Source organism: Bacillus sp. D7-8, assembly GCF_052055895.1.
Classification (GTDB): Bacteria; Bacillota; Bacilli; order Bacillales; family Bacillaceae; genus Bacillus; species Bacillus velezensis.
The window spans coordinates 1,100,291-1,125,529 of sequence record NZ_CP179922.1 but is presented as its reverse complement, the minus strand read 5'-3'; the positions used below and the strand labels follow the sequence as shown (position 1 = coordinate 1,125,529).

Annotated in this window: 27 protein-coding genes and 1 other annotated feature; of the genes, 4 read left to right on the top strand and 23 right to left on the bottom strand. The window is 45.2% G+C overall.

Annotated features, from left to right (window positions below):
• Positions 1-118: 118 nt before the first annotated feature.
• Complete coding sequence (gene mecA / locus ACKTRM_RS05845) at positions 119-775, bottom strand: adaptor protein MecA (protein WP_003155032.1); 657 nt, start codon at positions 773-775, stop codon at positions 119-121.
• A gap of 275 nt (positions 776-1,050) precedes the next feature.
• On the opposite strand from mecA, the gene ACKTRM_RS05840 reads away from it, so the two are divergent.
• A complete protein-coding gene (locus tag ACKTRM_RS05840; protein WP_012117285.1) occupies positions 1,051-1,707 on the top strand; it encodes a TerC family protein in 657 nt (218 codons plus the stop codon).
• Between the two features lie 57 nt (positions 1,708-1,764).
• On the opposite strand, the gene spx is transcribed toward ACKTRM_RS05840, so the two are convergent.
• From spx to ACKTRM_RS05800, 8 genes are all read right to left on the bottom strand, one after another.
• Entirely contained in the window at positions 1,765-2,160 is a 396-nt protein-coding gene (gene spx, locus ACKTRM_RS05835; protein ID WP_003155034.1) for a transcriptional regulator Spx, read from the bottom strand.
• A 178-nt stretch (positions 2,161-2,338) separates the two neighbouring features.
• On the bottom strand, positions 2,339-2,917 hold the full coding sequence (locus ACKTRM_RS05830; RefSeq protein ID WP_007409110.1) for a GNAT family N-acetyltransferase: 579 nt from the start codon (positions 2,915-2,917) through the stop codon (positions 2,339-2,341).
• Positions 2,918-3,025: 108 nt separating this feature from the next.
• On the bottom strand, positions 3,026-4,222 hold the full coding sequence (locus ACKTRM_RS05825) for a putative glycoside hydrolase (protein WP_012117284.1): 1,197 nt from the start codon (positions 4,220-4,222) through the stop codon (positions 3,026-3,028).
• Between the two features lie 106 nt (positions 4,223-4,328).
• Positions 4,329-5,246, bottom strand: coding sequence for an oligopeptide ABC transporter ATP-binding protein OppF (gene oppF, locus ACKTRM_RS05820; protein ID WP_012117283.1), 918 nt, complete (start codon positions 5,244-5,246; stop codon positions 4,329-4,331).
• On the bottom strand, positions 5,239-6,315 hold the full coding sequence (locus ACKTRM_RS05815) for an ABC transporter ATP-binding protein (protein WP_003155039.1): 1,077 nt from the start codon (positions 6,313-6,315) through the stop codon (positions 5,239-5,241). The genes oppF and ACKTRM_RS05815 overlap by 8 nt, the downstream gene beginning before the upstream one ends.
• 12 nt (positions 6,316-6,327) lie before the next feature.
• Entirely contained in the window at positions 6,328-7,245 is a 918-nt protein-coding gene (oppC, locus tag ACKTRM_RS05810) for an oligopeptide ABC transporter permease OppC (protein WP_007409113.1), read from the bottom strand.
• A gap of 3 nt (positions 7,246-7,248) precedes the next feature.
• A complete protein-coding gene (locus tag ACKTRM_RS05805) occupies positions 7,249-8,184 on the bottom strand; it encodes an ABC transporter permease (RefSeq protein WP_003155043.1) in 936 nt (311 codons plus the stop codon).
• 106 nt (positions 8,185-8,290) lie between these two features.
• Positions 8,291-9,925, bottom strand: a complete 1,635-nt coding sequence (locus tag ACKTRM_RS05800; protein ID WP_012117282.1) for a peptide ABC transporter substrate-binding protein — start codon at positions 9,923-9,925, stop codon at positions 8,291-8,293.
• Positions 9,926-10,401: 476 nt separating this feature from the next.
• Positions 10,402-10,613: a binding site (T-box leader), on the top strand.
• 55 nt (positions 10,614-10,668) lie between these two features.
• Between ACKTRM_RS05800 and trpS the strand changes: the two genes are divergently transcribed.
• Positions 10,669-11,661: a tryptophan--tRNA ligase gene (trpS, locus tag ACKTRM_RS05795; RefSeq protein WP_012117281.1), complete on the top strand. Its 993-nt coding sequence runs from the start codon at positions 10,669-10,671 to the stop codon at positions 11,659-11,661.
• A gap of 32 nt (positions 11,662-11,693) precedes the next feature.
• Here trpS and ACKTRM_RS05790 read toward each other — a convergent pair whose 3' ends face one another.
• The 9 genes from ACKTRM_RS05790 to ACKTRM_RS05750 form a co-directional block, all read right to left on the bottom strand.
• Positions 11,694-12,446, bottom strand: a complete 753-nt coding sequence (locus ACKTRM_RS05790) for a YjbA family protein (protein WP_007409116.1) — start codon at positions 12,444-12,446, stop codon at positions 11,694-11,696.
• Between the two features lie 147 nt (positions 12,447-12,593).
• Positions 12,594-13,508, bottom strand: coding sequence for an oligopeptide ABC transporter permease (gene opp4C, locus ACKTRM_RS05785; protein WP_007409117.1), 915 nt, complete (start codon positions 13,506-13,508; stop codon positions 12,594-12,596).
• A 21-nt stretch (positions 13,509-13,529) separates the two neighbouring features.
• Positions 13,530-14,480, bottom strand: coding sequence for an ABC transporter permease (locus ACKTRM_RS05780; RefSeq protein ID WP_003155051.1), 951 nt, complete (start codon positions 14,478-14,480; stop codon positions 13,530-13,532).
• A 66-nt stretch (positions 14,481-14,546) separates the two neighbouring features.
• The gene (locus ACKTRM_RS05775; protein WP_012117280.1) at positions 14,547-16,175 is read right to left on the bottom strand and encodes a peptide-binding protein; all 1,629 of its coding nucleotides are present in this window, start codon (positions 16,173-16,175) and stop codon (positions 14,547-14,549) included.
• 77 nt (positions 16,176-16,252) lie between these two features.
• Positions 16,253-17,242, bottom strand: a complete 990-nt coding sequence (locus ACKTRM_RS05770) for an ABC transporter ATP-binding protein (protein ID WP_003155053.1) — start codon at positions 17,240-17,242, stop codon at positions 16,253-16,255.
• Entirely contained in the window at positions 17,239-18,225 is a 987-nt protein-coding gene (locus ACKTRM_RS05765; protein ID WP_012117279.1) for an ABC transporter ATP-binding protein, read from the bottom strand. The genes ACKTRM_RS05770 and ACKTRM_RS05765 overlap by 4 nt, the downstream gene beginning before the upstream one ends.
• Before the next feature lie 173 nt (positions 18,226-18,398).
• Entirely contained in the window at positions 18,399-19,184 is a 786-nt protein-coding gene (locus ACKTRM_RS05760) for a DUF2268 domain-containing protein (RefSeq protein WP_012117278.1), read from the bottom strand.
• An 83-nt stretch (positions 19,185-19,267) separates the two neighbouring features.
• Positions 19,268-20,506, bottom strand: a complete 1,239-nt coding sequence (gene fabF, locus ACKTRM_RS05755; RefSeq protein ID WP_012117277.1) for a beta-ketoacyl-ACP synthase II — start codon at positions 20,504-20,506, stop codon at positions 19,268-19,270.
• Between the two features lie 22 nt (positions 20,507-20,528).
• Positions 20,529-21,467, bottom strand: coding sequence for a beta-ketoacyl-ACP synthase III (locus tag ACKTRM_RS05750; protein WP_007409122.1), 939 nt, complete (start codon positions 21,465-21,467; stop codon positions 20,529-20,531).
• Between the two features lie 166 nt (positions 21,468-21,633).
• Here ACKTRM_RS05750 and ACKTRM_RS05745 point away from each other — a divergent pair, with 166 nt between their 5' ends.
• Positions 21,634-21,852 carry a hypothetical protein gene (locus tag ACKTRM_RS05745; protein ID WP_007409123.1) on the top strand — a complete coding sequence of 73 codons (219 nt, stop codon included), beginning with the start codon at positions 21,634-21,636 and terminating at the stop codon, positions 21,850-21,852.
• 28 nt (positions 21,853-21,880) lie between these two features.
• On the opposite strand, the gene ACKTRM_RS05740 is transcribed toward ACKTRM_RS05745, so the two are convergent.
• From ACKTRM_RS05740 to ACKTRM_RS05725, 4 genes are all read right to left on the bottom strand, one after another.
• On the bottom strand, positions 21,881-22,072 hold the full coding sequence (locus ACKTRM_RS05740; protein WP_003155061.1) for a ComZ family protein: 192 nt from the start codon (positions 22,070-22,072) through the stop codon (positions 21,881-21,883).
• Positions 22,073-22,084: 12 nt separating this feature from the next.
• Positions 22,085-23,038 (bottom strand): BMP family ABC transporter substrate-binding protein, encoded by a 954-nt coding sequence (locus ACKTRM_RS05735; protein ID WP_007409125.1) that lies wholly within the window; start codon positions 23,036-23,038, stop codon positions 22,085-22,087.
• A gap of 89 nt (positions 23,039-23,127) precedes the next feature.
• Positions 23,128-23,694, bottom strand: coding sequence for a hypothetical protein (locus tag ACKTRM_RS05730; RefSeq protein ID WP_007409126.1), 567 nt, complete (start codon positions 23,692-23,694; stop codon positions 23,128-23,130).
• Between the two features lie 82 nt (positions 23,695-23,776).
• Positions 23,777-24,511, bottom strand: coding sequence for a hypothetical protein (locus ACKTRM_RS05725; RefSeq protein ID WP_012117276.1), 735 nt, complete (start codon positions 24,509-24,511; stop codon positions 23,777-23,779).
• A 260-nt stretch (positions 24,512-24,771) separates the two neighbouring features.
• On the opposite strand from ACKTRM_RS05725, the gene ACKTRM_RS05720 reads away from it, so the two are divergent.
• Positions 24,772-24,957 (top strand): YjzD family protein, encoded by a 186-nt coding sequence (locus ACKTRM_RS05720; protein WP_007409129.1) that lies wholly within the window; start codon positions 24,772-24,774, stop codon positions 24,955-24,957.
• A gap of 36 nt (positions 24,958-24,993) precedes the next feature.
• Here the strand turns inward: ACKTRM_RS05720 and ACKTRM_RS05715 are convergent, their stop codons facing one another.
• Positions 24,994-25,173, bottom strand: a complete 180-nt coding sequence (locus ACKTRM_RS05715) for a YjzC family protein (RefSeq protein ID WP_003155070.1) — start codon at positions 25,171-25,173, stop codon at positions 24,994-24,996.
• Positions 25,174-25,239: the final 66 nt, after the last annotated feature.

The window sequence follows — 25,239 nt, the reverse complement described above, 5'->3', positions numbered from 1 at the left end:
ATTCAGCAGGAAGAAGATATAATCCTGTTTGCGGATGAGAGCCGTTATACGGTTTTCATCCGCTCATCCTGTCATTCAGAACAAAAAAAACCGATTTCTGCTGAGAGAAATCGGTTTGTTATGATGCAAAGTGTTTTTTTATTGTATATAACGCATGATCAGCGATCACCAATTTGCCGTATTCTTCAAGACGGTGAATGCTGACTGATGATTCGTGCGCGTACTCCAACAGGATGCTTAGCTGATTTTCAACCTCTTCATCAGTTTGCTCATAAAAATCTGCATATAAATAATATCGGTCTTCAAACGAATACAGGGTCGTTTTGATTCCGTTAAGATTCAATTTTGATAGCGAGATGAGATCCTCAAAATCATCGAACCGCAAAGTGAACTGAAGCTTTTGCTCCTTATCTTCCCGGCTCTCGGCCTGCTCTTCTTTCTGGAAATCATCAAGTAAAGCATCGAGATTTTCATCTGCCGGCTCTTGTTTTTTATCTTCCGGGATCGGCAGTTCGAGTTTTTGTCCGTCCTTGGAAAGCTGGGCTTTTGTTACGATTATTTCCAGTCCTTTGTCCAATGCCTGAACCTGAATCCAAAGAGGACCCTCGACAGCGAATTCCTCTTCATCATGCACTTCATCCATGACTTCCCAGAACAGTTCTTCACTGCGCTCGCGATTGTACCAGATTTCTTCCCTGTCAAAACCGCGATCTTCAATATCACCATAAGACATATAAAATTTTACAGTATGCTCATTAATTCTTTCTATTTCCATTTTGCCAACCTTCCCTTCTTTATAAGATGTTGAAGGGACATCTAAGCTCCCGATGAATAGTACTTTACTACACTTTACCCATTCCGTCCACATCTTAACCTTATAGAAGACAGCGCAAATTCTTTATATTTCTATTTTATGATAAAACAGTTATAAAAGAAATAAAAAAGCATTTTCACACCGAAAAACAGGCTTTCTCCCGGTTCCCATCATAAATAGCGCACCGCTTCATATATTAGCTGTACAAGCAATCGATCTATAAGCGAGGTGTTACCATGCCGCACGATTACCTGCTGTCCCTTCTGCTCATTATCGGAATTGACCTTATTCTCGGCGGTGACAATGCCGTCGTCATCGCGATGGCCAGCCGGAATCTGGCCCATAAACAAAGACAGCAAGCGATCATCTTCGGAACGTTTATCGCAGTCGTCTTGAGAATCGTTCTGACGAGCGCTGCGGTCTATTTATTGAATGTTCCTTTTTTGCAATGCGCAGGCGGGGTATTTTTATTGTATCTCGGCTATCAGCTTCTGATTGAGAAGAAAGATGCGCAGCATGTGAAAAGCAGTTCTTCTCTTTGGAAAGCCATCCGCACAATCGTTCTGGCTGATATCTTTATGTCGCTTGACAATGTCATCGCAGTAGCCGGCGCTTCTCACGGTGACCTGACACTTGTAGTGATCGGTCTCTTCATCTCGGTGCCGATTATCATTTGGGGCAGCAAGCTCGTTCATGCCGCCATGGACAAAATGCCTTTATTGATGTACGCCGGAAGCGGTCTTCTCGCATTTACCGGCGGTGAAATGATTGCCGGAGACAGCAAGCTGTCATTTTTCATGGCAGAACACGGCATTATACAAATGATGCTGCCGATTTTGACCGTCGTATTTGTTATCCTCGCCAGTATGATTTACCAGCAGACCGAAAAATAACAAAAAGCCCAAACCGCGATGGTTTTGGGCTTTTTCCATGCTTATCGTAAGCTTATATCAGTTGGCAAGACGCTGTGCTTCTCTTAATTGGAAAGAACGCACTTTTCTTGGCAGGAATCGTCTGATTTCATCTTCGTTATAGCCGACTTGCAGACGTTTTTCATCAATGATGATCGGACGGCGGAGCAGTCCCGGATGCTCATTGATCAAAGTATATAAGTCTTGAAGCGGCATAGATTCAACATTTACGTTCAGTTTCTGGAATACTTTAGAACGGGTAGAGATAATTTCATCCGTACCGTCTTCAGTCATACGCAGAATCTGCTTGATCTCATCAATTGATAACGGCTCGGAGAAAATGTTTCTCTCTACAAACGGAATCTCGTGCTCTTCAAGCCAAGCTCTTGCTTTTCTGCATGACGTACAGCTAGGTGATGTGTATAATGTAACCATTAATCTTCACTCCTCTAATTAGTAGGATGAACATGTTTGTATTCTCAAATTGAAATGACTTTAAAAAAGGAATCTTTATAGGTATTATACTATAAAAAAGTAAGTGTGAACAGTCTCCTGAGAAAAAAATGTGTCAATCCGGCAAATTTACGGCTGGCGGATGTTTCCCCATTCTCAATTAGCTCAGCTGATCGAAAATGTTTTTTCGTTTTTTCTCATCAATGACTTTGAGAACTTCATCCGTTTTTTCGTATGATTCTCCGTACCATTTTTCATCTTTATAAGTGTGAATGTTTTCATATGTCTGTTTCATTGCTTCAAACATTTCTTCTTCTGATTCCGTCTTAGGTGACCAGTACAGAATCTCCATTTTGTTCACTTCATTCGTAGCCAATGACCGGCGCCGATACCCGATTGACTGCGCGTGCTTGAAATGCTCTCTTTGATAAAAACGCAAGCGTTTCTGTGTATCCGTGTCATCCTCGTCAACAGGCTCCACCTCAAGCAGAATCGGCTTGTTTTTCTTTTTCAGCCTGCCGATCAGCTTGCTTCCGAGGCCTTGTCCTCTGGATTTCTTTGACACAAACAGGTAATCAATAAAGATGAAAGAGTCAAATTCCGCATACATCAGCACGTGGTACTGCCCCTCTTCTTTATGATAAACATCGCTTTGCTCCTTTAACAGAGCTTCCATATGCGCTTTTGATTTCATTTCTTCAATCGGAAAATATTCACTCAGCTTTTCGTACCAGTTCATTCATTTGCTCCTTATGGGTTCGTTGTCTTCACACTTTTAGATATACCCCATTTCCGATTGTTTAAACAATCTTACATCTATTAAGACGTGTGATCCTTTAACATGGTTTCAATTTTTTTTAAATGGTGTGTAATCGACGTTTTTGGTATAGCGGTTTGCCGCGTCCCACAATAAAAATTCGTCAATTCCTTCATCATGCAGCGCTTTAACCTGGTCTTCCACCTGGCGTTTTCCGTACTTTTGATAATTTCCGCTGCCGAGATATGATGCCGTGAAGTCCTGAAGCCACGGACGCGATACAGGCGGGTGTTTCAGCTTAGACAGTTTTTTATGTTCCACCTTCGCGTATTCTTTGACGACTTTGTAAGGCTCAAGATCCGGTTTATCAATGCCGAAATAGCTTGTCCAATGGCTCGGATAAATCATGGATGAAATGACATCGACCTGTTCTGAAATTTTGCTGAAATTCTGGCCGATCCCAGGCGCTTCCGGCAGCGTGGCTGAATAGCCGAAAATATCAACCGACACATCCGCGCCGTACGGCTTGAGTTTTTTCTTCGCATAACCGACAAAATCGGTGACGGCGTGAACGCGTTTTTGCACATTGCTGTCTGCTGTTTTTCCGTAATCGCCGTGTCCGTATGTCAGTTCGTCATCACGTTTTTCAAATCCTTCAGGAAAACGGACATAATCAAATTGAATTTCTTGAAAACCCATCTTTACGGCTTGTTTTGCAATCTTTACATTGTAATCCCATACTTCTTTCATAAACGGATTGACGAACGATTCGCCGCGGCCGTTTTTCCAGACACTTCCGTTTTTTTCTTTAAAGGACCACTCCGGCTTTTTGTTCGCGAGTTCGCTGTCTTTAAATACGACAATACGCGCGATCGGATAGATCTTTTTTTCCTCCAGCTTTTTCATCATCTTTTTTGGGTCTTTGATGTACGGCTTGGCGATTTTGGCATACTCAGAATGGCCGTCCGGCTTAAAGGTGAGGTTTCCGTTGTCGTCCTTGACATCAATCACCATTGTATTGAGCTCCGTTTTGTCCACAAAGTCTGTCAGCTCTCCGAATTTGCTTCCTCCCGCTGAATGCCCTGTGACGTAAATGCCCCGCACCTTATCAGGATGTGAAAAATGCAGCCCTGACGGATAAGCGAACCGTGCATTTGATTTCGGCAGTTCTTTTTCGGCCAGCGCTATTTTTACAAGCGGCTGCTCCTCTTTCGCAGCGGCGTGTGCCGGATAAGCGGCTGCACTGATAAACAGTCCCGCACAAATGACGCACAAAATGGTTTTCATACTGATCTCCCCCTTTTTTTCCATTATAGAAAAACGGAAGCAGGCTTAATAAACTTGAATGTGCGCAAAAAAATCCTCCAAGACTGAGTCTTGGAGGATGATACGTTTATAGATAGGTTTTAAATTCATCTTCTGTGCACATGACAAAATGTCCCGGTTTCACTTCTCTGAATTCCATCTTTTCTCCGTCTTGCAGCTGATGAATGGACGGATCGTATTTCTTTCGCGTGCGATTTCTTTCATAGTCCGGATCAGGGAGCGGGATAGCGGACAGCAATGATTTCGTGTATGGGTGAAGCGGGTTTTCGTAAAGCTCATCCGCCGGCGCAAGCTCCACCAATTTTCCGAAATACATGACGCCGATGCGATCGCTGATGTATTTGACCATTGATAAATCATGGGCGATAAACAGGTAAGTGAGCCCTTTTTCTTTCTGCAATTCTTTCATTAAATTGACGACTTGCGCCTGAATGGAGACATCAAGCGCCGAAATCGGTTCGTCCGCGATGATAAACTCCGGATCAACCGCCAGCGCTCTGGCGATTCCGATACGCTGGCGCTGTCCGCCCGAAAATTCATGCGGGTAGCGGTTGGCGTGCTCTTTATTTAAACCGACCGTTTCCAGCAGTTCGTGAACCCGCTGCATCCGCTCTTTTTTCGTTTTTGCCAGGCGGTGAATATCTATTCCCTCGGCAATAATGTCGGCGACTGTCATTCTCGGATTTAAAGATGCGTACGGATCCTGGAAAATCATCTGCATTTTCCGGTTAAACTCCAGCAGCTTCTTGCGGGATTTTTTCCCGTGGACATTTTCCCCGTTAAAGAGAACTTCCCCGCCGGTTGCCTCATACAGCCGGATAATGCTGCGGCCCGTCGTTGATTTACCGCAGCCTGATTCTCCGACAAGGCCGAGCGTTTCGCCTTTATAAATATCAAATGACAAATCATCTACGGCTTTTACCGTTCCTTTCTGCGTGAAAAAATGCTGTTTTAAGTGTTTGATTTCGAGAAGCTTCTCAGTCATTTTTTTCACCTTCCTTCATTAAAACAGGATGCTGATACGTATTCGGAAGCTGACGGATTTTAGCCTTCACCGCTTCAGGGGGCTCGACCTTAGGCGCATCAGGATGCAGAAGCCACGATTTCACGAAATGCGTATCAGACACTTTATACATCGGCGGTTCCTGTTCAAAGTCAATTTTCATCGCATATGAGCTGCGGAGCGCAAATGCATCCCCTTTCGGAGGATTCGTCAGATCAGGCGGCGTGCCCGGGATAGCCGTCAGTTTTTCCTGATCGGTGCTGTCCAGGCTAGGCATTGAGGCAAGCAGTCCCCACGTATACGGATGGCGCGGATCATAAAAGATTTCATCCACCGTGCCCGATTCGACGACCTGACCCGCGTACATGACGGCGACCCGGTCGGCGACATTGGCGACAACGCCGAGATCATGCGTGATAAAAATGATAGACGTATCAATTTTCTTTTGCAGATCTTTCATCAGCTCAAGGATCTGTGCCTGAATCGTCACATCAAGCGCTGTTGTCGGTTCATCGGCAATTAACAGTTTCGGATTTGCCGCAAGCGCCATCGCGATGACGACACGCTGTCTCATCCCGCCTGAAAATTCATGGGGGAATTGGCCGATCCGTTTTTCGGGCATCGGAATCCCGACGAGATCAAGCAGCTCTATGGCGCGCTTTTTCGCGGCTTCACTTGAGATTTTTTCATGTTTGAAAAGCACTTCCGTAATTTGTTTGCCGACTCTCATCGTCGGGTTCAGAGAGGTCATCGGATCTTGGAAAATCATCCCGATGTCCTTTCCTCTGATGGCCTGCATTTCTTTTTCGGACATCGGCACGATATCGCGTCCGTCAAAAAGAATCTGTCCTCTTTTAAAGTAGCCCGGCGGCATCGGGATCAGCTTCATAATCGCTTGGGAGGTCACACTTTTTCCGGAACCTGACTCCCCCACGATCGCAAGCGTCTCTCCTTTATTCAAATGAAAATTCACGCCGCGGATTGCCTGTACCTCTCCGCCGTATGTTTTAAATGAAATGGCTAAGTCTTTTACTTCTAGCAAGCGTGTCACTCATATCACTCCTTATTTGCGTAACTTAGGATCCAGCGCGTCTCTTAACCCGTCGCCGACAACGTTAAAACCGAACATCGCCAAGCAGATAAAACCGGCAGGGAAAAACAGACGCCAAGGGTAATAGGTTAATGCAGGCAATCCGTCTGAGGCCATCGTTCCCCAGCTCGCAAGCGGCGCAGGTACGCCGAGGCCCAAATAACTTAAAAACGCTTCTGTAAAAATCGCCGTCGGAACCGTCAGTGTCATCGTTACGAGGATAGAGCCCATCGCGTTCGGGACGATATGCTTAAACAAAAGCCGGCCGGTTTTGGCGCCGAGTGTCTGTGAAGCAAGCACATACTCCTGATTCTTTAATTGCAGCACCTGTCCGCGGACGATCCTCGCCATATTGATCCAGCCCGTGATCGTCATGGCGACGATAATGGTCAGCAATCCTTTCGGCAGAACAACCATCAGCAAAATAACCATTAATAATGAAGGAACAGCCCACAGAATGTCGGCGATGCGCATCATCACTTCATCTGTGCGTCCGCCGCGGAATCCGGAAATGCTGCCCCAGATTACGCCGATTAATAAATCAAGCACGGCAGCTGCGACACCGATAAAGATGGAAATCCTCGCGCCCACCCATGTCCGGACGAATATATCCCTTCCAAGGTCATCCGTGCCGAACCAATGATCTTTCGACGGCGCTTTATCCGCATTTAATAGATTGGTAGTGGCATAATCATACCTTGAAAAGACAGGCGCAAAAATCGCCATCAGAATAATAAGAACGATCAGTACGAACCCGACCATCGCAAGCTTATTGCTGCGGAAGCGGAGCATGGCGTCTTTCCAGAGGGAAAGGCTTTTTTTATTTATTTTTTCGGCATCGCCGGCATTAGCTGAAGCTGGTTCAAACATATTTTTAGGAATGTTCTGCATGGTCTAGGCTCCTTTCTTTGCTTTGGAAAGCTTGATTCTCGGATCGATTAATCCGTACAGCACGTCTACAATTAATACGCATAAAAGCAGGAGCACGCTGAAGAACACGGTAACTCCCATAATGACCGTATAATCACGGTTTGTAATGCTGTTTACAAAATGCGCGCCTAAACCGGGAATTCCGAAAATGGATTCAATGATGAAACTTCCCGTTAAAATGGATGCCGCCATCGGCCCCATATATGTCACGACCGGCAAAAGCGCGTTTCGCAGCGCATGGCGCACGGTGACTGACGGACGGGAAAGTCCTTTAGCTTTTGCAGTCCGTATGTAATCGCTGTTTAACACTTCAATCATGCTTGAACGGGAGAGTCTGGCAATGAACGCCATCGGCATGGAAGCGAGCGCAATAGAGGGCAGAAAGGTGTATGCCCAGGATTCCCACCCTGCGACCGGGAACAGTTCTAATTTAATTGAGAAAATATATTGCAAAATCGTCGCCAATATAAAGCTCGGAACTGAGATCCCAAAGATCGTTAAAATCGCAATGGTATAATCCTGCCATTTATTATGGTACAGGGCAGCAAGCACCCCGAAAAGCACACCGAACGCTAAAGCGAGGAGAATAGCTTCTGCACCGAGAGTGAATGAGACGGGGAAGCCTGAATTGATTAAATCATTAACACTTTGGCCTTTATATTTAAAAGAAGGTCCGAAGTCCCACATCGCCACAGATTTTAAGTAGCTGACATATTGAACGAAAAGAGGCTTGTCCAGGCCATAGTGTTCGTTTAAGTTTGCCTCAATTTCAGGCGGCAGCTTTCTTTCGCCGGAAAATGGTCCGCCCGGCGCTGCCTGCATTAAGAAGAATGTGGCGGTCACAATCACAAACAGCGTGATGATCATGTAAATGAATCGTTTACCGATATATTTCAGCAAGGTGAACACCTCCATGTTTTTTACAATTTTATACTTAATCAGTAAGAAAGGTATATGGGGACATCCTCCCCATATACCTTGGGTCTTTTGTTTTCAGAACCGTCTTTTATTCAAAAGAAGCATTTCTGAAGTAAACTTCGCCTGTTCCTGTCAAGATCACATTTTTGAGGTTTTTATCCTGCACCCAAGGATCCGTATAGAAATAAACTGGCGCGACCGGCATTGCGTCAATAAAGATCTTTTCTGCTTTTTTCAGCTCTTCGATACGTTTATCCGGATCCGTTTCAAGCTGAGATTGGTTCAGCAGCTTTTTAAACTCAGGATCTTCCCATCCGGTATCATTGTTTCCGCCTTCTTTATCACGGAACAATTCTAGGAAGTTGATCGGATCGTTGAAATCGCCGAGCCAGCCCATACGCCCGATTTGGTAATTCTGGCTGTGCAGCTTGTCGATGTAAACATTCCATTCGGAGTTATCAAGCTCAACTTTGACGCCCAAGTTCTTTTTCCACATTTCCTGTACGGCCTGCGCGATTTTCGCATGCGCGTCATCCGTATTGTAGGACAGTTTGATCGCCGGAAGGTCAGAGGCATTCTTGACGCCTAATTCCTTCAGTCCTTTATTTAAGAATTCTTTAGCTGATTTGACGTCATTGTCTTTGAAATAACCTTTTGTGTTATCCTTGAATCCCTTCATTGACGGCGGCACCGCAGCCATGGCCGGGATCTGTTCGCCCTGCGTTACATTTTTTACGATGGACGAGCGGTCGATCGCATAAGCAAGGGCTTTACGGATGTTGACATTGTTCAGCGGTTTCGCTTCTGTGTTGAATTTGTACCAATACACGCCTGCGATCGGTTCAACGTGAAGAGATCCGTCTTTTTTCAATGTCGGCAGAGATTCAGTCGGAAGCTGGCCGAGCGGCATTCCTGCCCAGTCAAGCTCACCGGCCTGGAATTTTTTCAGTTCGGTGTTGTTATTGTTAATCATCACCATGTTGATTTTCTTCAATTTCACAGCGTCTTTATCCCAATATTGATCGTTCTTTTCGAGCGTGATGGAACCGCTGTGTTTCCAGGCCGTCATTTTGAACGGGCCGTTTGACACATAATTTTCGCCCGCGTTTGTGTTCCAGTTTTTATGTTTTTCCGCGATTTTCTTGTTGATCGGCATATACGTATAGAATGAAGTTAATTGCGTGAAATAAGGTGTCGGGTTATTCAGTTCAACCTTTAATGTTTTGTCATTTACGGCTTTTACGCCTACATCATCAATCTTGCCTTTTCCTGTATTGGCAGCTTCAGCGCCTTTGATGTAGTAGAGCTGATAAGCGTATTGTGATTCGTTGTTCGGGTCAAGCGCCCATTTCCACGCATATTCAAAATCCTGCGCCGTCACAGGGTCGCCGTTAGACCATTTCGCACCGTCACGAATCGTAAATGTATAGGTCTTTCCGTCTTTGCTTGTTTCAATTTTAGATGCCATTCCTTCTTCAGGCTCACCTTTGGAGTTTACGCGTGTCAATCCTTCAAAAGTCTGGCGGATTACGCCTCCTGAAACGGAATCATTCGCTAAACCAGGATGCAGTGAGAACGGCTCGGTTTTAATATTGATATTAAGTGAAGTCTGTCCTTTGGTGTCTTTTTTACCGCCGCCTGATCCGCCGCTGAATCCGCCGCACGCACTTAATACAAGCGAGAAGATAAGCATCAAACCTACAATAGACCAACGCTTTTTCATGCACTAACCCCCTAATCAAATTTTTCAGCCTTTACTACTAAATACTCAGAAATATCAGACAAAATAACTTAATATTTTTCTAAACTTTAATTGTGTTCCGTCTTTTCTGATTATTTTATGTAAAGAAGCTGTAACAATAGAGTGAACAAGTTCATTATAATGAAATGAATAATTTATTGCAATACTATTTTCTCAATTTAAAATATTTAAATTTGGTCAGTTTTTCTGTCAAAAAGGTGATACACTTCTATAGTTTAAAGCATGACCTAACTAAATTTTTTTATTGCAATTTCCAGTTCATATTGCTTTTTACATATAATATTCGTTATACGAAATGTTGATATGCGTTATCATTTAAGCATTTTCAGTTCTTTTTGAGGATTTCCAGCCCTTAAGCAAACTGGAAATAAGCTTGTATTCCTCTGATGACATTTGGCTATAATTGATTTATAATAGATCAATCAAATACATTTGTTGTGATTGCGATGATGAAGAGTAGTACACATTTTCACCCGTTTGAAGAGAGTCTGCGGTGCTGGGAGCAGGTAACGGGCGATGTGGAATGGACTTCTGAGCAGCTGACCGAACGTTAGTAGGCCCAGCCGGAGCAGCCTCCGTTACCAACGTCTCGAGCGATTCCATTGTAATGGAATAATCAGGGTGGCACCACGGTTCATTCGTCCCTTTTTTCTACGGGAAGAATGGGCTTTTTTTATTATGTTTTAAGAAATGAGGTAAGAACTATGAAGAAAACGATTTTTTCAGGCATTCAGCCGAGCGGTTCCGTTACCCTCGGCAACTACATCGGCGCAATGAAGCAATTTGTTGATTTGCAGCATGACTACAACGGCTACTTCTGTATTGTCGATCAGCATGCGATTACGGTTCCGCAGGATCGGCTTGAGCTGCGGAAGAACATTCGCAATCTCGCGGCTCTTTACGTGGCCGTCGGACTTGATCCCGAGAAAGCGACCCTCTTTATCCAGTCGGAGGTTCCCGCTCATGCCCAGGCGGGGTGGATGCTCCAATGCGTCGCATATATCGGCGAGCTTGAGCGGATGACGCAATTTAAAGATAAGTCAAAGGGCAAAGAAGCCGTCGTGTCAGGACTGTTAACCTATCCGCCGCTGATGGCCGGCGATATTTTACTGTACGGAACGGATCTTGTTCCGGTCGGAGAAGATCAAAAACAGCATCTTGAACTGACCCGCAACCTGGCGGAACGCTTCAATAAAAAATACAATGACATCTTCACGATTCCTGAGGTGAAAATTCCTGAATCAGGCGCGCGCATCATGTCACTGGCTGATCCGCTCAAAAAAATGAGCAAATCAGATCCGAACCAAAAGGCATACATCACGCTGCTTGATGAGCCGAAGCAGCTCGAGAAGAAAATCAAGAGCGCCGTGACTGATTCTGAAGGAATTGTAAAGTATGATAAAGAAAACAAACCGGGCGTTTCTAATCTTTTGACGATCTATTCTATTTTAGGAAACACATCAATTGAAGAATTAGAAGCTAAATATGAAGGCAAAGGGTACGGTGAATTCAAAAGCGATTTAGCCGAAGTCGTTATCGGCGCATTGACACCGATCCAAGAGCGCTACCGTGAATTAATTGAGAGCGACGAGCTTGACCGCATTCTCGACGAAGGAGCGGCGCGCGCAAACAAAACGGCCGGCAAAATGGTGAAGAAAATGGAAAACGCCATGGGTCTCGGACGGAAAAGAAGATAAAGAAAAGAGGCGGGAGAATCCCCGCCTCTTTTTTAGTTCACTTTTGATTCCTGCTCCATTTCCCAAAGCTTTTCGAAAAACGGCTGCCCTTTAATCAAATTTTCACAGAACGCAAGATGTTTATCTGACCAGCCTTCAATTGTTTCATTGTAAAGCATGTCCCAAATCTCTTCAAAGCTCATCCGTTTGATCTGCTCGTACATATGCGGATTCCATTCCGTGTACCAATACACAATTTCCGCACGGTTTTTCAGCCCTTTCAGCTGGTCGAGCGCCATAAACATCAGCTGCTTGATCTGCCGCTCTTTTCTCGTCAGCCCTCTGACATGCTCCGGCGCCAATGACAAAATGTGATATTCCTTTGAAGACTCCAATTGCGCCGGCTCAAATTGAAACGATTCCGGTTCTACATCCTTTACCATTTCATAAACAAGCTGCTCCTGTCTCGGAATCAGGCGGCTCTTTCTGACCGGAATCGTATACCCGATCGTATCCACGGCAATGATGCCGATCCCGTCTGTCACGACAAAACAATACTCCAGCTTTGTCCGCTCATGATTTTTTCGAACGTATGACTTCTGGTGGACTTGGTCAAGCAGTTCTTTCGGAAGCTCCGATAAGTCGTTTTCTATGTAATGAAATAATACCGACGGCACTCTGAGCAGCGGCGTCTGATCCAAAAGCTCAACCGTGTCTTCCTTCCGCCATTCGTGAAAATGGCATACATTGTAGCCGTTTTCTTCCCCTTCAAACCAATTGACCCATACATCATGAAGAAATAACATATTCGACCCCTCACTTTATAAAAACTGTTGTCCACAGTATAGGCAAGGGATAGATAAATTATTCCATTTCGATATGAGATTTCCGCAATACGGAACTGGATTTCTGACTGCATTGCAACAAAAAAATCTCCCGTTCCGTCCGGGAGATCATTTCACATTTTTCGGATCAAGCGCATCACGCAGCCCGTCTCCGACAAAGTTAAAGCACAATACGGTAAGAAGGATCAACAAACCTGGGAATAACGGGTACCACCAAGCCTGAATCATAAGCGTAAAGTTCTGTGCATCCTGAAGCATATTGCCCCAGCTTGCGATCGGCGGCTGAATCCCGAAACCGAGATAACTCAATGTAGATTCTGCCAAAATAACCGTTCCGACCTTTAATGTGGCCGAGACAATAATCGGCCCAAGCGCATTCGGCAATATATGAGAAAAAATAATATGATGATTTTTTGTACCGATCGTCTTTGCAGCCAGTACAAATTCTCTGGAACGAAGCGATAAAAACTCCCCTCGCACAAGGCGTGCCGTTGTTGTCCAGCCTGTAAGGGAGAAAATTAAAATTAATTTATCCATTCCGGGCTGAAAAATCGTAACAAGTGTAATAAGCAAAAATATATCAGGTATGGATAATACAATATCAACGGTTCTCATGAGAACGGCATCGACAATCCCTTTAAAATATCCGGCAACGGCTCCGACAACTGTCCCGATTGTAATCGCGCCGATCACAGAAGCGAATCCGACAAGCAAGGAGACGCGCGCCCCGTACAGAACTCTCGTAAAGATGTCTCTTCCGAATTTATCAGTTCCCATTAGATGTTTTAAGCTCGGCGGCTTCAAACGATTGATAAGAGATTGACTCTCCGGAGAGTAAGGAGCGATTACCGAAGCGAATAAGGCTGACAAGATGATGATGGTTAATATAACGGCTCCGATTACAGCTAGTTTATTTTGAAAGAACTTTTCGAAAAAAATCTTCGTCATTGTTTCCGGTTTGGATTGAATATTTTCCTTTAATTTTACTTCGCTGGGGGGTGTGCCGGTATTTGGCTGTAACATTTGACCTCTCACCTCTCTTTGTTAATATTCAATGCGGGGATCAACCAGCGCATATAAGATGTCCGCAATTAAATTCCCCACCACAACCAAAACAGCTGAAATGACCGTCATGGCCATGATAACCGGATAATCCCGCGAAAAGGCTGAATCAATAAACAATTTGCCGAGACCCGGCCAAGTAAAAATCTGTTCTACCACTACCGCTCCCCCGATAAATGACGGTATCATCAGACCAAAAATAGTGATGACAGGAAGAAGTCCGTTTCTCAAACCGTGTTTAAAGATCACTTTATTATCTCGGAATCCTTTCGCACGCGCCGTTCGTATATAATCCTGTTTTAACACATCAAGCATACTGGATCTTGTGTATCTCGTTATCCCTGCCATGTCTGCCGTGGCGAGCACAAAAGCAGGCAGAATCAAGTGATGCAATCGGTCAAATATGTTAAAGTCAGCATTCAAAGTGCTTACTCCGCCAGTGGGAAACCACCCCAGATTTACAGATAAAACCATGATTAAAATCAAACCGAACCAAAAATTCGGAATGGCAAGCCCTAAAAATGAAGTAACAGTTATCCCGTAATCCAATTTTGAATAAGGACGTTTCGCTGACAGAACACCAAATGGAATAGAAATAAGAAGAGCGACAAGGGTTGAGAAAAGCATAAGCACAATCGTATTCGGTAAGCGGGATAAGATAAGTTCAGAAACTGGAGTGCCTTTCTTGACGATAGAAGTCCCGAAATCCCCTTGCAGCATATTCCCCAGCCATTTCACATATTGAACAGGTTCCGGATCATTCAACCCGTATTTTTCAATGAATTTTGCCCTGTCCGCTTGACTGATTGTAGGGTCCATCATAAGTGACATCGGGTCTCCCGGCGCTGCTTTCATGATGGCAAACGACAAAATTGTAATGCCTAAGAGAATCGGCAAGGACATTAATGTTCGCCGTAAAATATATGTAACCATGTTCTTGTCCCCTTTTTAAATAGGATAAGAGAGGAAAGGAACCTCCTTCCCTCTCCAGGGCTTTTGCTATTTTTGATCCAGCCACCATTTTTCAATATTGTACAAGTCATTTTTAGGGTGGAATACATAGCCTTGTAAATTATTCGGCATCGCTCTGTGGTAATTGTAATAGAATAAGAAGCTGTACGGCTGATCTTCAGCAATCAATTTGTATATCTCTTCATATTTCTTTTGGTATTCTTTTCTGTCTGTAATTGTCTTCGCTTCTTCAAGCAGCTTATCGACTTTCGGGTTTTTATACCAGATATTATTCAGCCCGTTTTTCGATTGGCTTGAATGGAAGATAGAGAACTGATCCGGGAACGTTGCAAGACTCCATCCGAGAAGAAGAGCGTCATAATCCCAATTAGGGGCACTTGTCTGTTCGATTAACGCACTGAATTCAACAATTCGCGGTTTAGCCTCGATTCCAACTTCTTTTAATTGCTGCTGAACGACAACAGCTAAATCTTCACGAATTTTATTGCCTTGATTCGTTTTAATTTCAAATGAGAATTTTTTTCCGTCTTTATCAAGGTAGCCGTCACCGTCATGGTCTTCCCATCCGGCTTCTTTTAGCAGCTGCTTTGCTTTTTTCGGATTATAATCAAATGTCGGCACTTTAGACTTCGGATAATTCCATGACAGCGGACTCTCAGGAACATCCGCTACCTTACCGTCTCCGTTCAGCACTTGATCCACCATTGCCTGCCTGTCAAGAGCGTAAGTCAATGCCTGACGCACTTTTTTGTCTTTAAAGATCTCTTTTTTCTCATTCCAGCCGATATAGCTGTAGTTTAAACCAAGGTCAGATTTGACCTTCACATTTCCAAACGTTTTAACCGTATCAAAATCTGTGCCCGGCACAACGAAGAAATCAATATCCCCCGCTTTTAACTGGGCCACGGCCGCGTTAGAATCAGGTATTGTTTTTACTGTCACTGAATCAAGGTAAGGTCTGCCGCCAAAGTAATCATCATTTGCTTCCAGTTTGACATACTCGCCCTTTTTCCACTCAACAAACTTAAACGGACCGGAACCGATTGGATTTTTACGGTTAAATTCATTCTCTCCCAGATCTGCAACCGGGACCTTACCCAATATATGTTTTGGCAAAATGCCGTAACTGTCGAGAACGACATTATAGAAATAGGCATCTTTTTTCTTCATTTTAAACTGAATTTCATATTTTCCTTTTTTCGTTACGGATTTAAGGGACTCAAAACCCGAGCCACGCTCACCGTTGTAATCTTTGTTAAGAGGGATGCTGTAGGTGAAAACAACATCATCGGCCGTCAGTTCTTTTCCATCATGGAATTTAACGCCTTTTTTCAGTTTTACATCATACGTTAATCCCCCGTCAGCTTCTGTTACTTTTTCAGCCAGCGACGGCTTGACGTTTAATTTCTCATCAGTTTCCAATAATGTGCTGTAAAGCATTCCTTCAATATCAGAACTTGCAACATCGGTAGAATAAAGTGGATTAAAAAGTGTGGGTTCCCCGGTTGACCCGACAACCAAATCTCCGCCTTTTTGCGGTTTTCCTGCCGGTTTGGATTCGGTGCTTGTGGATTTTGAGCCGGAGCAGGCTGACAGGAAGATGGCAAACGCCATAAAAACACTTAGCATCATCAGTGCGCTTTTACGTAATTTCATATCAATTCCCCCTTTGTGATATATATGCAGCAAACTGGTTATGTAATCCGGCATACCCCCTCTCGATGCTTGTCATTTCAGGCATATAAATGGCAAGCGACGTAATGGCCGGGAGCGGCTTCTTCAAATGCCGGGATTTGTTCCTTGCAGATCGGTTTGGCCATCGGGCACCGCGTGTGGAACACGCAGCCTTTCGGCGGGTTTGCCGGGCTTGGCAGTTCTCCTTTCAGGATGATTCGTTCCCGCTTGACGGCGTCTTTTTTTCTCGTGACGGGCACTGAAGACAAAAGCGCTTGCGTATAAGGGTGAAGCGGATTGCCGTACAGCTCGTGTTTATCGGTCAGCTCCATCATTTTTCCCAGATACATGACGCCGACTCTGTCGCTGATATGGCGGACAACACTCAAATCATGAGAAATAAACAAATAGGTCAGGTTGAATTCATCCTGCAGTTCTTCCATCAGATTGATGACCTGGGCCTGAATGGAGACATCGAGTGCGGAAACGGGTTCATCCGCAATAATCAGCTCGGGATTCAACGTCAGAGCCCGCGCAATCCCGATCCGCTGGCGCTGCCCTCCGGAAAATTCGTGCGGATAGCGGTTTGCAAAGCTCGGATGAAGGCCGACTTTCGCCAGCAGCTCCTCCACTCGCTCGTTCCGCTCGCTCATGCTGTACATATGGTGAGTCTGGAACGGCTCTTTAATAATGGAACGCAGCGTTTTCCTCGGGTTAAGGGATGCGAAGGGATCTTGGAAGACCATCTGGATGTTTTTGCGGACGCTTTTTCTCAGCTTTTCTTCAGATAAGCCGGAGATATCCTGACCCTTAAAAAGAATCCGGCCGTCTGTCGGCTTGTATAAACGGATCATCGTCCTTCCCGCCGTTGATTTGCCGCATCCTGATTCACCGACGATGCCGAGCGTCTCCCCGCGCTTCAGTGAAAAAGAAACACCGTCAACAGCCTTTATATCACCGACTTTCCTTTGAAAAAAACCGGAGCGGATCGGGAAATATTTTTTTACGTCTTTCAGCTCTAAAATCGTTTCTTGGCCTGCAGCTGTCATTTTGATTGGGCACCCTCTTCCTCATATAAAAAACATCTTACAGAACGGCCGCTTTCATGCGTTATCAGCTCCGGCTGCCCTGTTTTGCATTTGTCCATCGCTTTTGAACACCTCGGGGCGAATCGGCAGCCTTCCGGAAGATTATCCGGTGTCGGGACACTGCCTTTGATCGCTTTTAATGTATCAATCTCTCCATCTATCACCGGTATGGAGTTTAACAGCCCCTCGGTATACGGATGAAGAGGGTTTAAAAATAAGTCCTCCACACTCGCGCTCTCTACGACTTGTCCGCAGTACATCACGATCACCCTGTCGGCGGCTTCGGAAACCACACCTAAATCGTGAGTGATCAGCAGAATGGAAGTATCGAATTTTTTGCAGAGGTCTTTCATCAGCTCCAATACTTGGGCTTGTATCGTCACATCAAGCGCCGTCGTCGGCTCATCAGCGATCAGAAGCTTCGGATTGCAGCTGAGCGCGATGGCGATCATCACCCTCTGTCTCATCCCTCCGGAAAGACGGTGCGGATATTCTTTCATTACTTGTTCCGCTCTGGAGAATCCGACGAGTTCCAGAAGCTCAACGGCTTTTTTGGACGCTTCTCTTTTATTCATTTTTTTATGGTATTCAAGCACTTCGGTAATTTGTTCGCCGATGGTCAGCACCGGGTTCAGGGAAGTCATGGGCTCCTGAAAGATCATAGAGACGTCATTTCCGCGGATTTTGCAATATTCGTTTTCGGTGAAGGAGGCCAGGTCCCTGCCTTCAAGCTTAATCGAGCCGTCCATAATTTTTCCGCCCGAGCTTTGGACAAGTCCCATAATAGAAAGCGAGGTGATGCTTTTGCCCGAGCCGGATTCTCCTACAAGAGCGACGGTTTCGCCTTTGTTAATGTGAAAATCAACCCCGTCGACTGCGGGGATCGGCTGTTTCTTTCTGAAAAAATAGGTCTTTAAATTATTCACTTCTAATAGTGTGCTCATGATACGCCCCTTTCTCATTCCGCTGAAGCAGAGGGAAACATACGTTTCGCTATCACAAAATATAGAATAGTCGAAAAATTTTATAGTTGTATATTATTACATCATTATTACAAAAGCAAGAATTTTTTAGGATAAATGTAATATCCTTAAATAATTTCCATTCTTTTAATCTATTAAAGCGTTGCCTCCAGAAAGGTTTTTGAAGGGATGGCCAATGCTTCTTTTACTGTTTTTTGATGGTCGGTTAAATATTTTTTTACTATATTGAATCCGACGGCATAGCCGAGCATTGAGGGGAAGTATCCTTTTCCGTATAACAGCTGGGAAAACATTCTGCTGTCTCTCGTTAAGCGGAGGTTCGGCTTGACTCTTTTTTCAAACAGAAAATCAAGCTGCTCAGGCGTATAGTAGGACGTCCATTCCGCCGTAAGACTTGAGCCGAACCGCTCATATACAGCATATTCTGCCAGCCCCTCCATCATGATTGTATCAAGAAATGTCTCGTCTTTTTCGTCCTTTGTCACATGCTCTAACCGGCAGACGTGATTATATTCATGTGTCATAAGGGCGGATACAGCTGAATTGGAACTATCCGACGATAGAAAGAGGAACATTTTGTCCCGAAAGGCCAGACCGGATTTTGATCCGAATTCCTGACGGATTTTCCGGTTTCGTTCATCGACGGGCAAAACTACGATCGGCACGTCCGGCCCGTTCCACTTCTCCTTTAAATAAGCTTCCTCCTTTTGAATATGGCTGTAGCATCCTTTTTCTTTCAGCCGTTTACTGGTCCTAACGCCGTCCTTCAAATGGCGGAACATGCCGTGGTTTTGCAGCATCCCGAGTATTGGCTTCCACTCTTTCTTATCGGCCCCTGAAAAAAGCGGCAAAAGATGCGGGGCCAGATCATTTACGGATGCCGCCTTTTCCATCCATTGATATGTCTGCTTGACGCTCATACCGGTTCGCCTCCTCTTGTTGTTATCATATGCACGCACAAAAAAACCGGCCACCTTTTTCAGGCAGCCGGTCAAAAACTGTATTATTGATATTTTTTAAAGATCAAAGTGGCATTATGTCCGCCGAAGCCGAGCGAGTTGCTGAGAACGACGTTGACATCCTGCTCGCGCGCTTTGTCCGGTACATAATCTAAATCACACTCTTCGTCAGGTGTTTCGATGTTAATCGTCGGCGGGATAATGCCGTCTTTAATGGCCATGACAGAGAAGATTGCTTCAATTCCTCCGGCAGCGCCTAACAAATGACCCGTCATTGATTTTGTCGAACTGACGGCAAGCTTGTACGCATGATCACCGAAAACGGTCTTAATGGCTTTTGTCTCATATTTATCATTGTAGTACGTGCTTGTGCCGTGAGCGTTGATGTAATCAATTTCTTCAGGCTTGATGCCCGCATCTTTAATTGCTTCCTGCATCGCTCTCGCACCGCCTTCCCCGTCTTGGGCAGGCGCGGTAATGTGGTAGGCGTCACCAGTTGAGCCGTAGCCGACAATTTCCCCGTAGATTTTCGCACCGCGGGCAAGCGCATGCTCAAGCTCTTCAAGCACGACGATCCCCGCGCCTTCTCCCATGACAAAGCCGTCACGGTTTTTATCAAACGGGCGGCTTGCCGTTTTCGGATCAGGATTTGTAGAAAGGGCTTTGTTTGCGCTGAAGCCCGCAAATGACATTCTTGTCAGCGGCGCTTCCGTTCCGCCCGTAATCATCGCATCGGCATCGCCGCGCTGAATGACTTTAAACGCGTCACCGATAGAGTTCGTTCCCGTCGCACATGCCGTCACCGTACAAGAGTTGACTCCTTTTGCTCCGAGAGCGATTGAGATTTGGCCTGTCGCCATATCCGGAATCATCATCGGAACAAAGAACGGGCTGACCCGTCTCGGCCCTTTTGTCAGGAAGATTTCGAATTGGGATTCAAGCGTTTCAAGACCGCCGATTCCGGACCCTACCCAAACGCCGACTCTCGGCGCGATCTCGTCTGTGATGTTCAGACCGGCATCTTGAACAGCCATTTTCGCGGCTACGACAGCATATTGGGTGAAGCGGTCCATTTTTCGCGCTTCTTTTTTATCCATGTGATTTTCAATATTGAAATCTTTCAGTTCAGCAGCTACTTTCGCCGGATACTCGTCCGATTCCACACGTGTGATCGGTCCGATTCCGGATACGCCGCCGATTGCATTTTTCCAGCTTGTTTCGGCGTCGTTTCCAAGCGGAGACAGGGCTCCAAGCCCTGTAACGACTACTCTTTTTTTACTCATCTTGTGTGCACCTCACCTTTTTTTATCGTCCCCAGCGTATTGCTATGGCGCCCCATGTCAATCCTCCGCCGAAACCGACCATGACGATGACGTCGCCGTCTTTAATTTTGCCTGCTTCCAGTTCCTCTACTAATGAAATCGGAATGGATGCTGCGGATGTGTTTCCATATTTATGGACTGTTTTAGACATCTTTTCAACCGGAAGCTCCAAACGTTCCCGTGCCGCTTCCATGATGCGGATGTTTGCCTGATGCGGAATCAAAAAGTCTACGTCCTCTTTGGAGAGGCCGGCTTTTTCAATGACATTTACACTCGATTCACCCATTTGCCGGACGGCGAATTTGAATACTTCTCTTCCATGCATGATTGTATGCCCTTTTTCATCTAAGTACAAGTGCTGACCGCCTGTACCGTCTGCTCCGAGCTCAAATGACAGTATGCCTCTGTCGTCGCTGACCGGTCCGATGACCGCCGCTCCGGCTCCGTCTCCGAACAGCACAGCCGTATTGCGGTCGTCCCAGTCGGTAATGCTTGAGAGCTTTTCCACGCCGACCACGAGGACATGTTTGTATGTTTGCGATTCAATGAATTGTTTGGCGGTTACGATACCGTACATAAAACCCGCACATGCGGCGCTGATATCCATCGCGCACGCTTTTTTGGCCCCGAGCTTCTCTTGTATCATACAGGAAACGGTAGGGAAAGACTGGTCAGGAGTAACCGTCGCCACGAGGATCATATCAAGCTCCTCAGCGGAAATGCCGGCCTGATCAAGCGCTTTTTGCGCAGCCTCAGCGGCCATGCCGGATGAATACATATCTTCCGCGGCGATTCTTCTTTCTTCTATACCTGTTCTCGTACGAATCCACTCGTCCGATGTATCTACCATTTGTTCAAGATCATGATTTGTCAGCACTTTTTCCGGGATATAACGGCCGACGCCAAGAATTCCAGCTTTCATTGGAAAGACTCCTTTTTTATAATGAATTTAAAACTAATTAGTTATGATCAATTATTAGTATCAGGTACTAATTCTACCCTATTTTTTTTCTGTTGGCAATATATTCGTCTAAACTATCGGACGCTGCTCCTCATAGAATAAAAGGAAGACGAAAGGAGGCTTCACTATGGATATTTTCTCCAAAATGATGTTCGGCGATTCCAGAGACCGGGATAAAGAACCGGAAGAAAACCCGGAGCAGCCTCAGGCTGAAAACGAAGAAGAGATCGATTACAACCACGTGATGAATCAGCTGGGGTCCATCATGAACTCTCTGGATCAATTAAAGCCCGTATTTAAAGACTTCGCGCCGATGGTGTCCGCTATAAAGAAAAAAATCATGTGAAAAGCCACTTCATGAAAAGTGGCTCTCTTTATTTATTCAGCTCCCCGGCATCAGATCTGCCAAGCTCATACGCTTCCGCCATGACCGATGTAAACAGGTCCATAAACGGCTGAATCATTTCCATAGACAGATCTATGCCGGATTTCTCAAGCTCCGCCTTTGCTTCCGGCAGGTATTTCATCGCGATCTGCATAAATTCAAGAGACTTTTCATGCTGCATGTGTATCCACCTCTATTCATTTGACGGCAGTTCATTTGTTCGGTTATACGTTTTTACAAGGTCTGAGATTTTGTCTTGAAATGCTTTGTCCACCAGAGGGCTGAACGTCCCCATTTCAACGACTCCTTCCCTGAAATCAAAGTTGTGATCTCCGCTCTTGAGCGTACCTTTATTATATTGCTCGGCAATTAATGTATAGGCTTTATCTACGTTTTGCACCGTGCTTGTCAGCACCGTGTTTTTGCCGAGATTCGATTGCTCGGCGACATAGCCGATGGCGTAAAGCCCGTCTTTTTTGATTTGCTGAATGACAGGAACATTATACCCGTCTCCGGCCGGATATACAACATCCGTACCTTCCGCTTTTAACTTCTCGTAAAGATGCAGCGCTTCATTGCCGTTATCCCAGTGGTCCGTAAATTCAGTATTGACGGTGATATCAGGCTTTTCATATTTCGCCCCTTTGATAAAGCCGTCTACTTCAGGCTGCCACAAAAAGGAGGCGATGACGCCGACCTCATTGGTTTTTGACATATGGGCGGCTGTCATTCCCCCGAAAAAACCCATTGCTTCTCCCATAAGATGAACGCTTGTGACATTATCGCTTTTCGCCGTTCCGTTTGCGACGACGAATTCCATGTCGGGATAATCCTTGCTGATCATATTGAAGATTTCCTCGTATTCATTTCCGTGCCCGTATAAAAGATTGACTCCTTTTTTATGAAAATCATCTATCGCTTTTAAAATATCTTCATCGGATCTGATATTTTCTTTATAATAAACGTCAACGTTAAATTCAGATTGTATCGCTAATAAACCTTTGTAACCTTTTGTGCCCCATACCAAGTCACTGATGGTATCGGGAAAAAGCATTCCGACCTTCTCAATTTTTCCTTTAAACGGAGTTTGTGCGCATCCGCTCAATAAAAGGAGGACAGAAAAGATCATGACAAGCCTGGTGATCAAGCCATGTTCAACCCCTTTTCAAACTCATAACATATATAATTGATATACGTTTATTGTAGCGGTAATGCACATAACATGGAAGGTATTTCTTAAAAAATGTCGAATATTGATGAAAATTGTCTTTTCCATTCTTTGATTTTTTCTTCCGCTTCCGTTTTTTGCGTTTTTTCTTTTATTTCCAGGGTAATAATCTGATTTTCGTCTTCTGTGCCGTATGCCTCAAGCTGATTCATCAGCCCGCAGACTGCGTCTTCTAAAAAGATCCTGCTTTCGCCATCTTCTTTTGCTTCTGTCCACGGACCGTAAAGGGGAGGAAGGATAATCGCTTTTGCCGTATCCCGCTGACCGTTTTTTTCCCAGTCTCCGTGATCCTCACTGTAAACAATCCAATATAAAGGCTCAGCCCTTTCTTCAGGCAGACACCCGCTCCCGTATTGAACGCAGATACGATCGTATTCCTTTTCACCGATTTCATCTATTATTTGAAAAAGCCCGTTTCTCGCGAGCCACATTAATCGTTCTTCTAAATACAGCTGCCTCGTTTTGTCCTCCGGTTCTGCCAAAATGACATCAACATGCACGCCCTCATCCATCAACCGTTCGCACAATGAAAGGCCGAGAAATTCGTCTGCTCCAATGATCAGCGCTGTCTTCATCACATCTGCCGCCTTTCCGGTTTTTCATTCGCACACAAGCCAAACAGCCCTCTGAAAAGAGATGGCTGTTGTATTCTATTCATTACAGGTCTTTTTCATGACTGCGGAAAAACCGGCAGATGGCTCTGTACATACGCGCAGGGTTCTCAAGCAGGTGATACGTGATATCAGTCTTGCTTCCGGTCTTTTCCCGGGCTTCTTTATACGCGTTCGCATGCAGGGTGTACGGGTACGGCGCTCCGGTCGTTCTTTGCCATATATGTACCGGCACACGGGTGCGGCAGCCGGTAATGGTCTGATAGCTCAGTGAGCTTGCCTCTTTTTCAGAAACACCGAAGCTCTGTGCCGTTTCCCTCAGAAACTGCTTATAAAAAAACTTATTTTCTTTCTCTGATTCAAAATGGGCTTGAAGGTCAAGACAAGGATCTAACATTGCGGCTGAACGGATATGCTCCGCTGAAGACTGCAGCAATTGATCGGCGATAAGGGCGCCCATGCCTTCTGCGAGCAAGTGTATTTTCGGATTGAGGGTTTCTTGTTTCAGCACATAATGAATCAGCTGTCTGGCGTAAAGGACGGCTTTTTCCGAACCCCAATGCCGTCCGTATAAATTGCTGTTAAAAATGGTGTACCCTCTGTCAAGCATCGTATTTAACAGCTGGTTTCTCCCCTCATGTTCGAGCCAAAAGCTTGAGTCCCGGCTGACAAAGTGGGTTTTGTCCCCCAGAATAAAGATACAGAAGCCGTTCGGCCGATACGGCAGATGGATGACGTTCAGCTCAGATCCGAATTGGAAAAATCTTTCCGTAATCCCCATGCCTGCCCGCCTCCTTTTACTCCTAATCTCTCTATTGGCTATCATATGTAAGAAGAATGAAAACGGATCGGATAAACTCCTATTTGCTGCTATGTTTTGGCTATTATCCCGAGCACAGGAACCGAATTTTCCATCAGACGGCCGGACAGGCGGGCACATGCCAGTTTCAGGCGCGTTTTTTGATGAGAAAATGACCTTCCGCCCGCGCTTTATGTATGGTATGATACAACGTAGAATAAAATGAAGGACGAGGTGGAAACGTGCGGTTTATTATCGGTTTTATTTGGACGTTCCTTTTAACACATATGGCCTGTTATTTGGTCGCCTCCATGAACAGCGCGGCGTACAATTTCAAGCAATCATCCGTTATTGCCGTGGTTATTGCGGTGCTAGTCTTTGTTCTTGCGGAGATCATGCCTGTCAAACAGGATGCAAGCCAGCATTAAATAAAAAAACCTGCTATTCAGCAGGTTTTTTTGTGTTCACGGTTTTCGTTGATACGTCCACAATCTGTTGTGGTTTGAAGTTTCAGGGAACATTTCTCCCACTGTAAGCTTGATTTTTTGCGGGTTTTTGACCATGCTTCCCGTTTCGCCGATTTCAACGTACACACCGTTATTCGGCGCTTTTTGTCCCGGGCGGAATTGATGCTGCTGTCCCACGTCATTTCCTCCTTTTTCTTTTTTATGTAGTATGCGCTTGTATGCGGAGAAATATCAAAAACCGCT

What these genes read in the sequence shown, in the direction of transcription:
- ACKTRM_RS05765 (WP_012117279.1), bottom strand. Translation starts at nt 18,225, where the DNA reads ATGAGCACACTATTAGAAGTGAATAATTTAAAGACCTATTTTTTCAGA.
- opp4C (WP_007409117.1), bottom strand. Translation starts at nt 13,508, where the DNA reads ATGTTACAGCCAAATACCGGCACACCCCCCAGCGAAGTAAAATTAAAG.
- ACKTRM_RS05750 (WP_007409122.1), bottom strand. Translation starts at nt 21,467, where the DNA reads ATGAAAGCTGGAATTCTTGGCGTCGGCCGTTATATCCCGGAAAAAGTG.
- ACKTRM_RS05730 (WP_007409126.1), bottom strand. Translation starts at nt 23,694, where the DNA reads ATGAAGACAGCGCTGATCATTGGAGCAGACGAATTTCTCGGCCTTTCA.
- ACKTRM_RS05760 (WP_012117278.1), bottom strand. Translation starts at nt 19,184, where the DNA reads ATGAGCGTCAAGCAGACATATCAATGGATGGAAAAGGCGGCATCCGTA.
- ACKTRM_RS05780 (WP_003155051.1), bottom strand. Translation starts at nt 14,480, where the DNA reads ATGGTTACATATATTTTACGGCGAACATTAATGTCCTTGCCGATTCTC.
- ACKTRM_RS05800 (WP_012117282.1), bottom strand. Translation starts at nt 9,925, where the DNA reads ATGAAAAAGCGTTGGTCTATTGTAGGTTTGATGCTTATCTTCTCGCTT.
- trpS (WP_012117281.1), top strand. Translation starts at nt 10,669, where the DNA reads ATGAAGAAAACGATTTTTTCAGGCATTCAGCCGAGCGGTTCCGTTACC.
- spx (WP_003155034.1), bottom strand. Translation starts at nt 2,160, where the DNA reads ATGGTTACATTATACACATCACCTAGCTGTACGTCATGCAGAAAAGCA.
- ACKTRM_RS05775 (WP_012117280.1), bottom strand. Translation starts at nt 16,175, where the DNA reads ATGAAATTACGTAAAAGCGCACTGATGATGCTAAGTGTTTTTATGGCG.
- ACKTRM_RS05825 (WP_012117284.1), bottom strand. Translation starts at nt 4,222, where the DNA reads ATGAAAACCATTTTGTGCGTCATTTGTGCGGGACTGTTTATCAGTGCA.
- ACKTRM_RS05830 (WP_007409110.1), bottom strand. Translation starts at nt 2,917, where the DNA reads ATGAACTGGTACGAAAAGCTGAGTGAATATTTTCCGATTGAAGAAATG.
- ACKTRM_RS05770 (WP_003155053.1), bottom strand. Translation starts at nt 17,242, where the DNA reads ATGACAGCTGCAGGCCAAGAAACGATTTTAGAGCTGAAAGACGTAAAA.
- mecA (WP_003155032.1), bottom strand. Translation starts at nt 775, where the DNA reads ATGGAAATAGAAAGAATTAATGAGCATACTGTAAAATTTTATATGTCT.
- oppC (WP_007409113.1), bottom strand. Translation starts at nt 7,245, where the DNA reads ATGCAGAACATTCCTAAAAATATGTTTGAACCAGCTTCAGCTAATGCC.
- fabF (WP_012117277.1), bottom strand. Translation starts at nt 20,506, where the DNA reads ATGAGTAAAAAAAGAGTAGTCGTTACAGGGCTTGGAGCCCTGTCTCCG.
- oppF (WP_012117283.1), bottom strand. Translation starts at nt 5,246, where the DNA reads ATGACTGAGAAGCTTCTCGAAATCAAACACTTAAAACAGCATTTTTTC.
- ACKTRM_RS05840 (WP_012117285.1), top strand. Translation starts at nt 1,051, where the DNA reads ATGCCGCACGATTACCTGCTGTCCCTTCTGCTCATTATCGGAATTGAC.
- ACKTRM_RS05790 (WP_007409116.1), bottom strand. Translation starts at nt 12,446, where the DNA reads ATGTTATTTCTTCATGATGTATGGGTCAATTGGTTTGAAGGGGAAGAA.
- ACKTRM_RS05745 (WP_007409123.1), top strand. Translation starts at nt 21,634, where the DNA reads ATGGATATTTTCTCCAAAATGATGTTCGGCGATTCCAGAGACCGGGAT.
- ACKTRM_RS05725 (WP_012117276.1), bottom strand. Translation starts at nt 24,511, where the DNA reads ATGGGGATTACGGAAAGATTTTTCCAATTCGGATCTGAGCTGAACGTC.
- ACKTRM_RS05740 (WP_003155061.1), bottom strand. Translation starts at nt 22,072, where the DNA reads ATGCAGCATGAAAAGTCTCTTGAATTTATGCAGATCGCGATGAAATAC.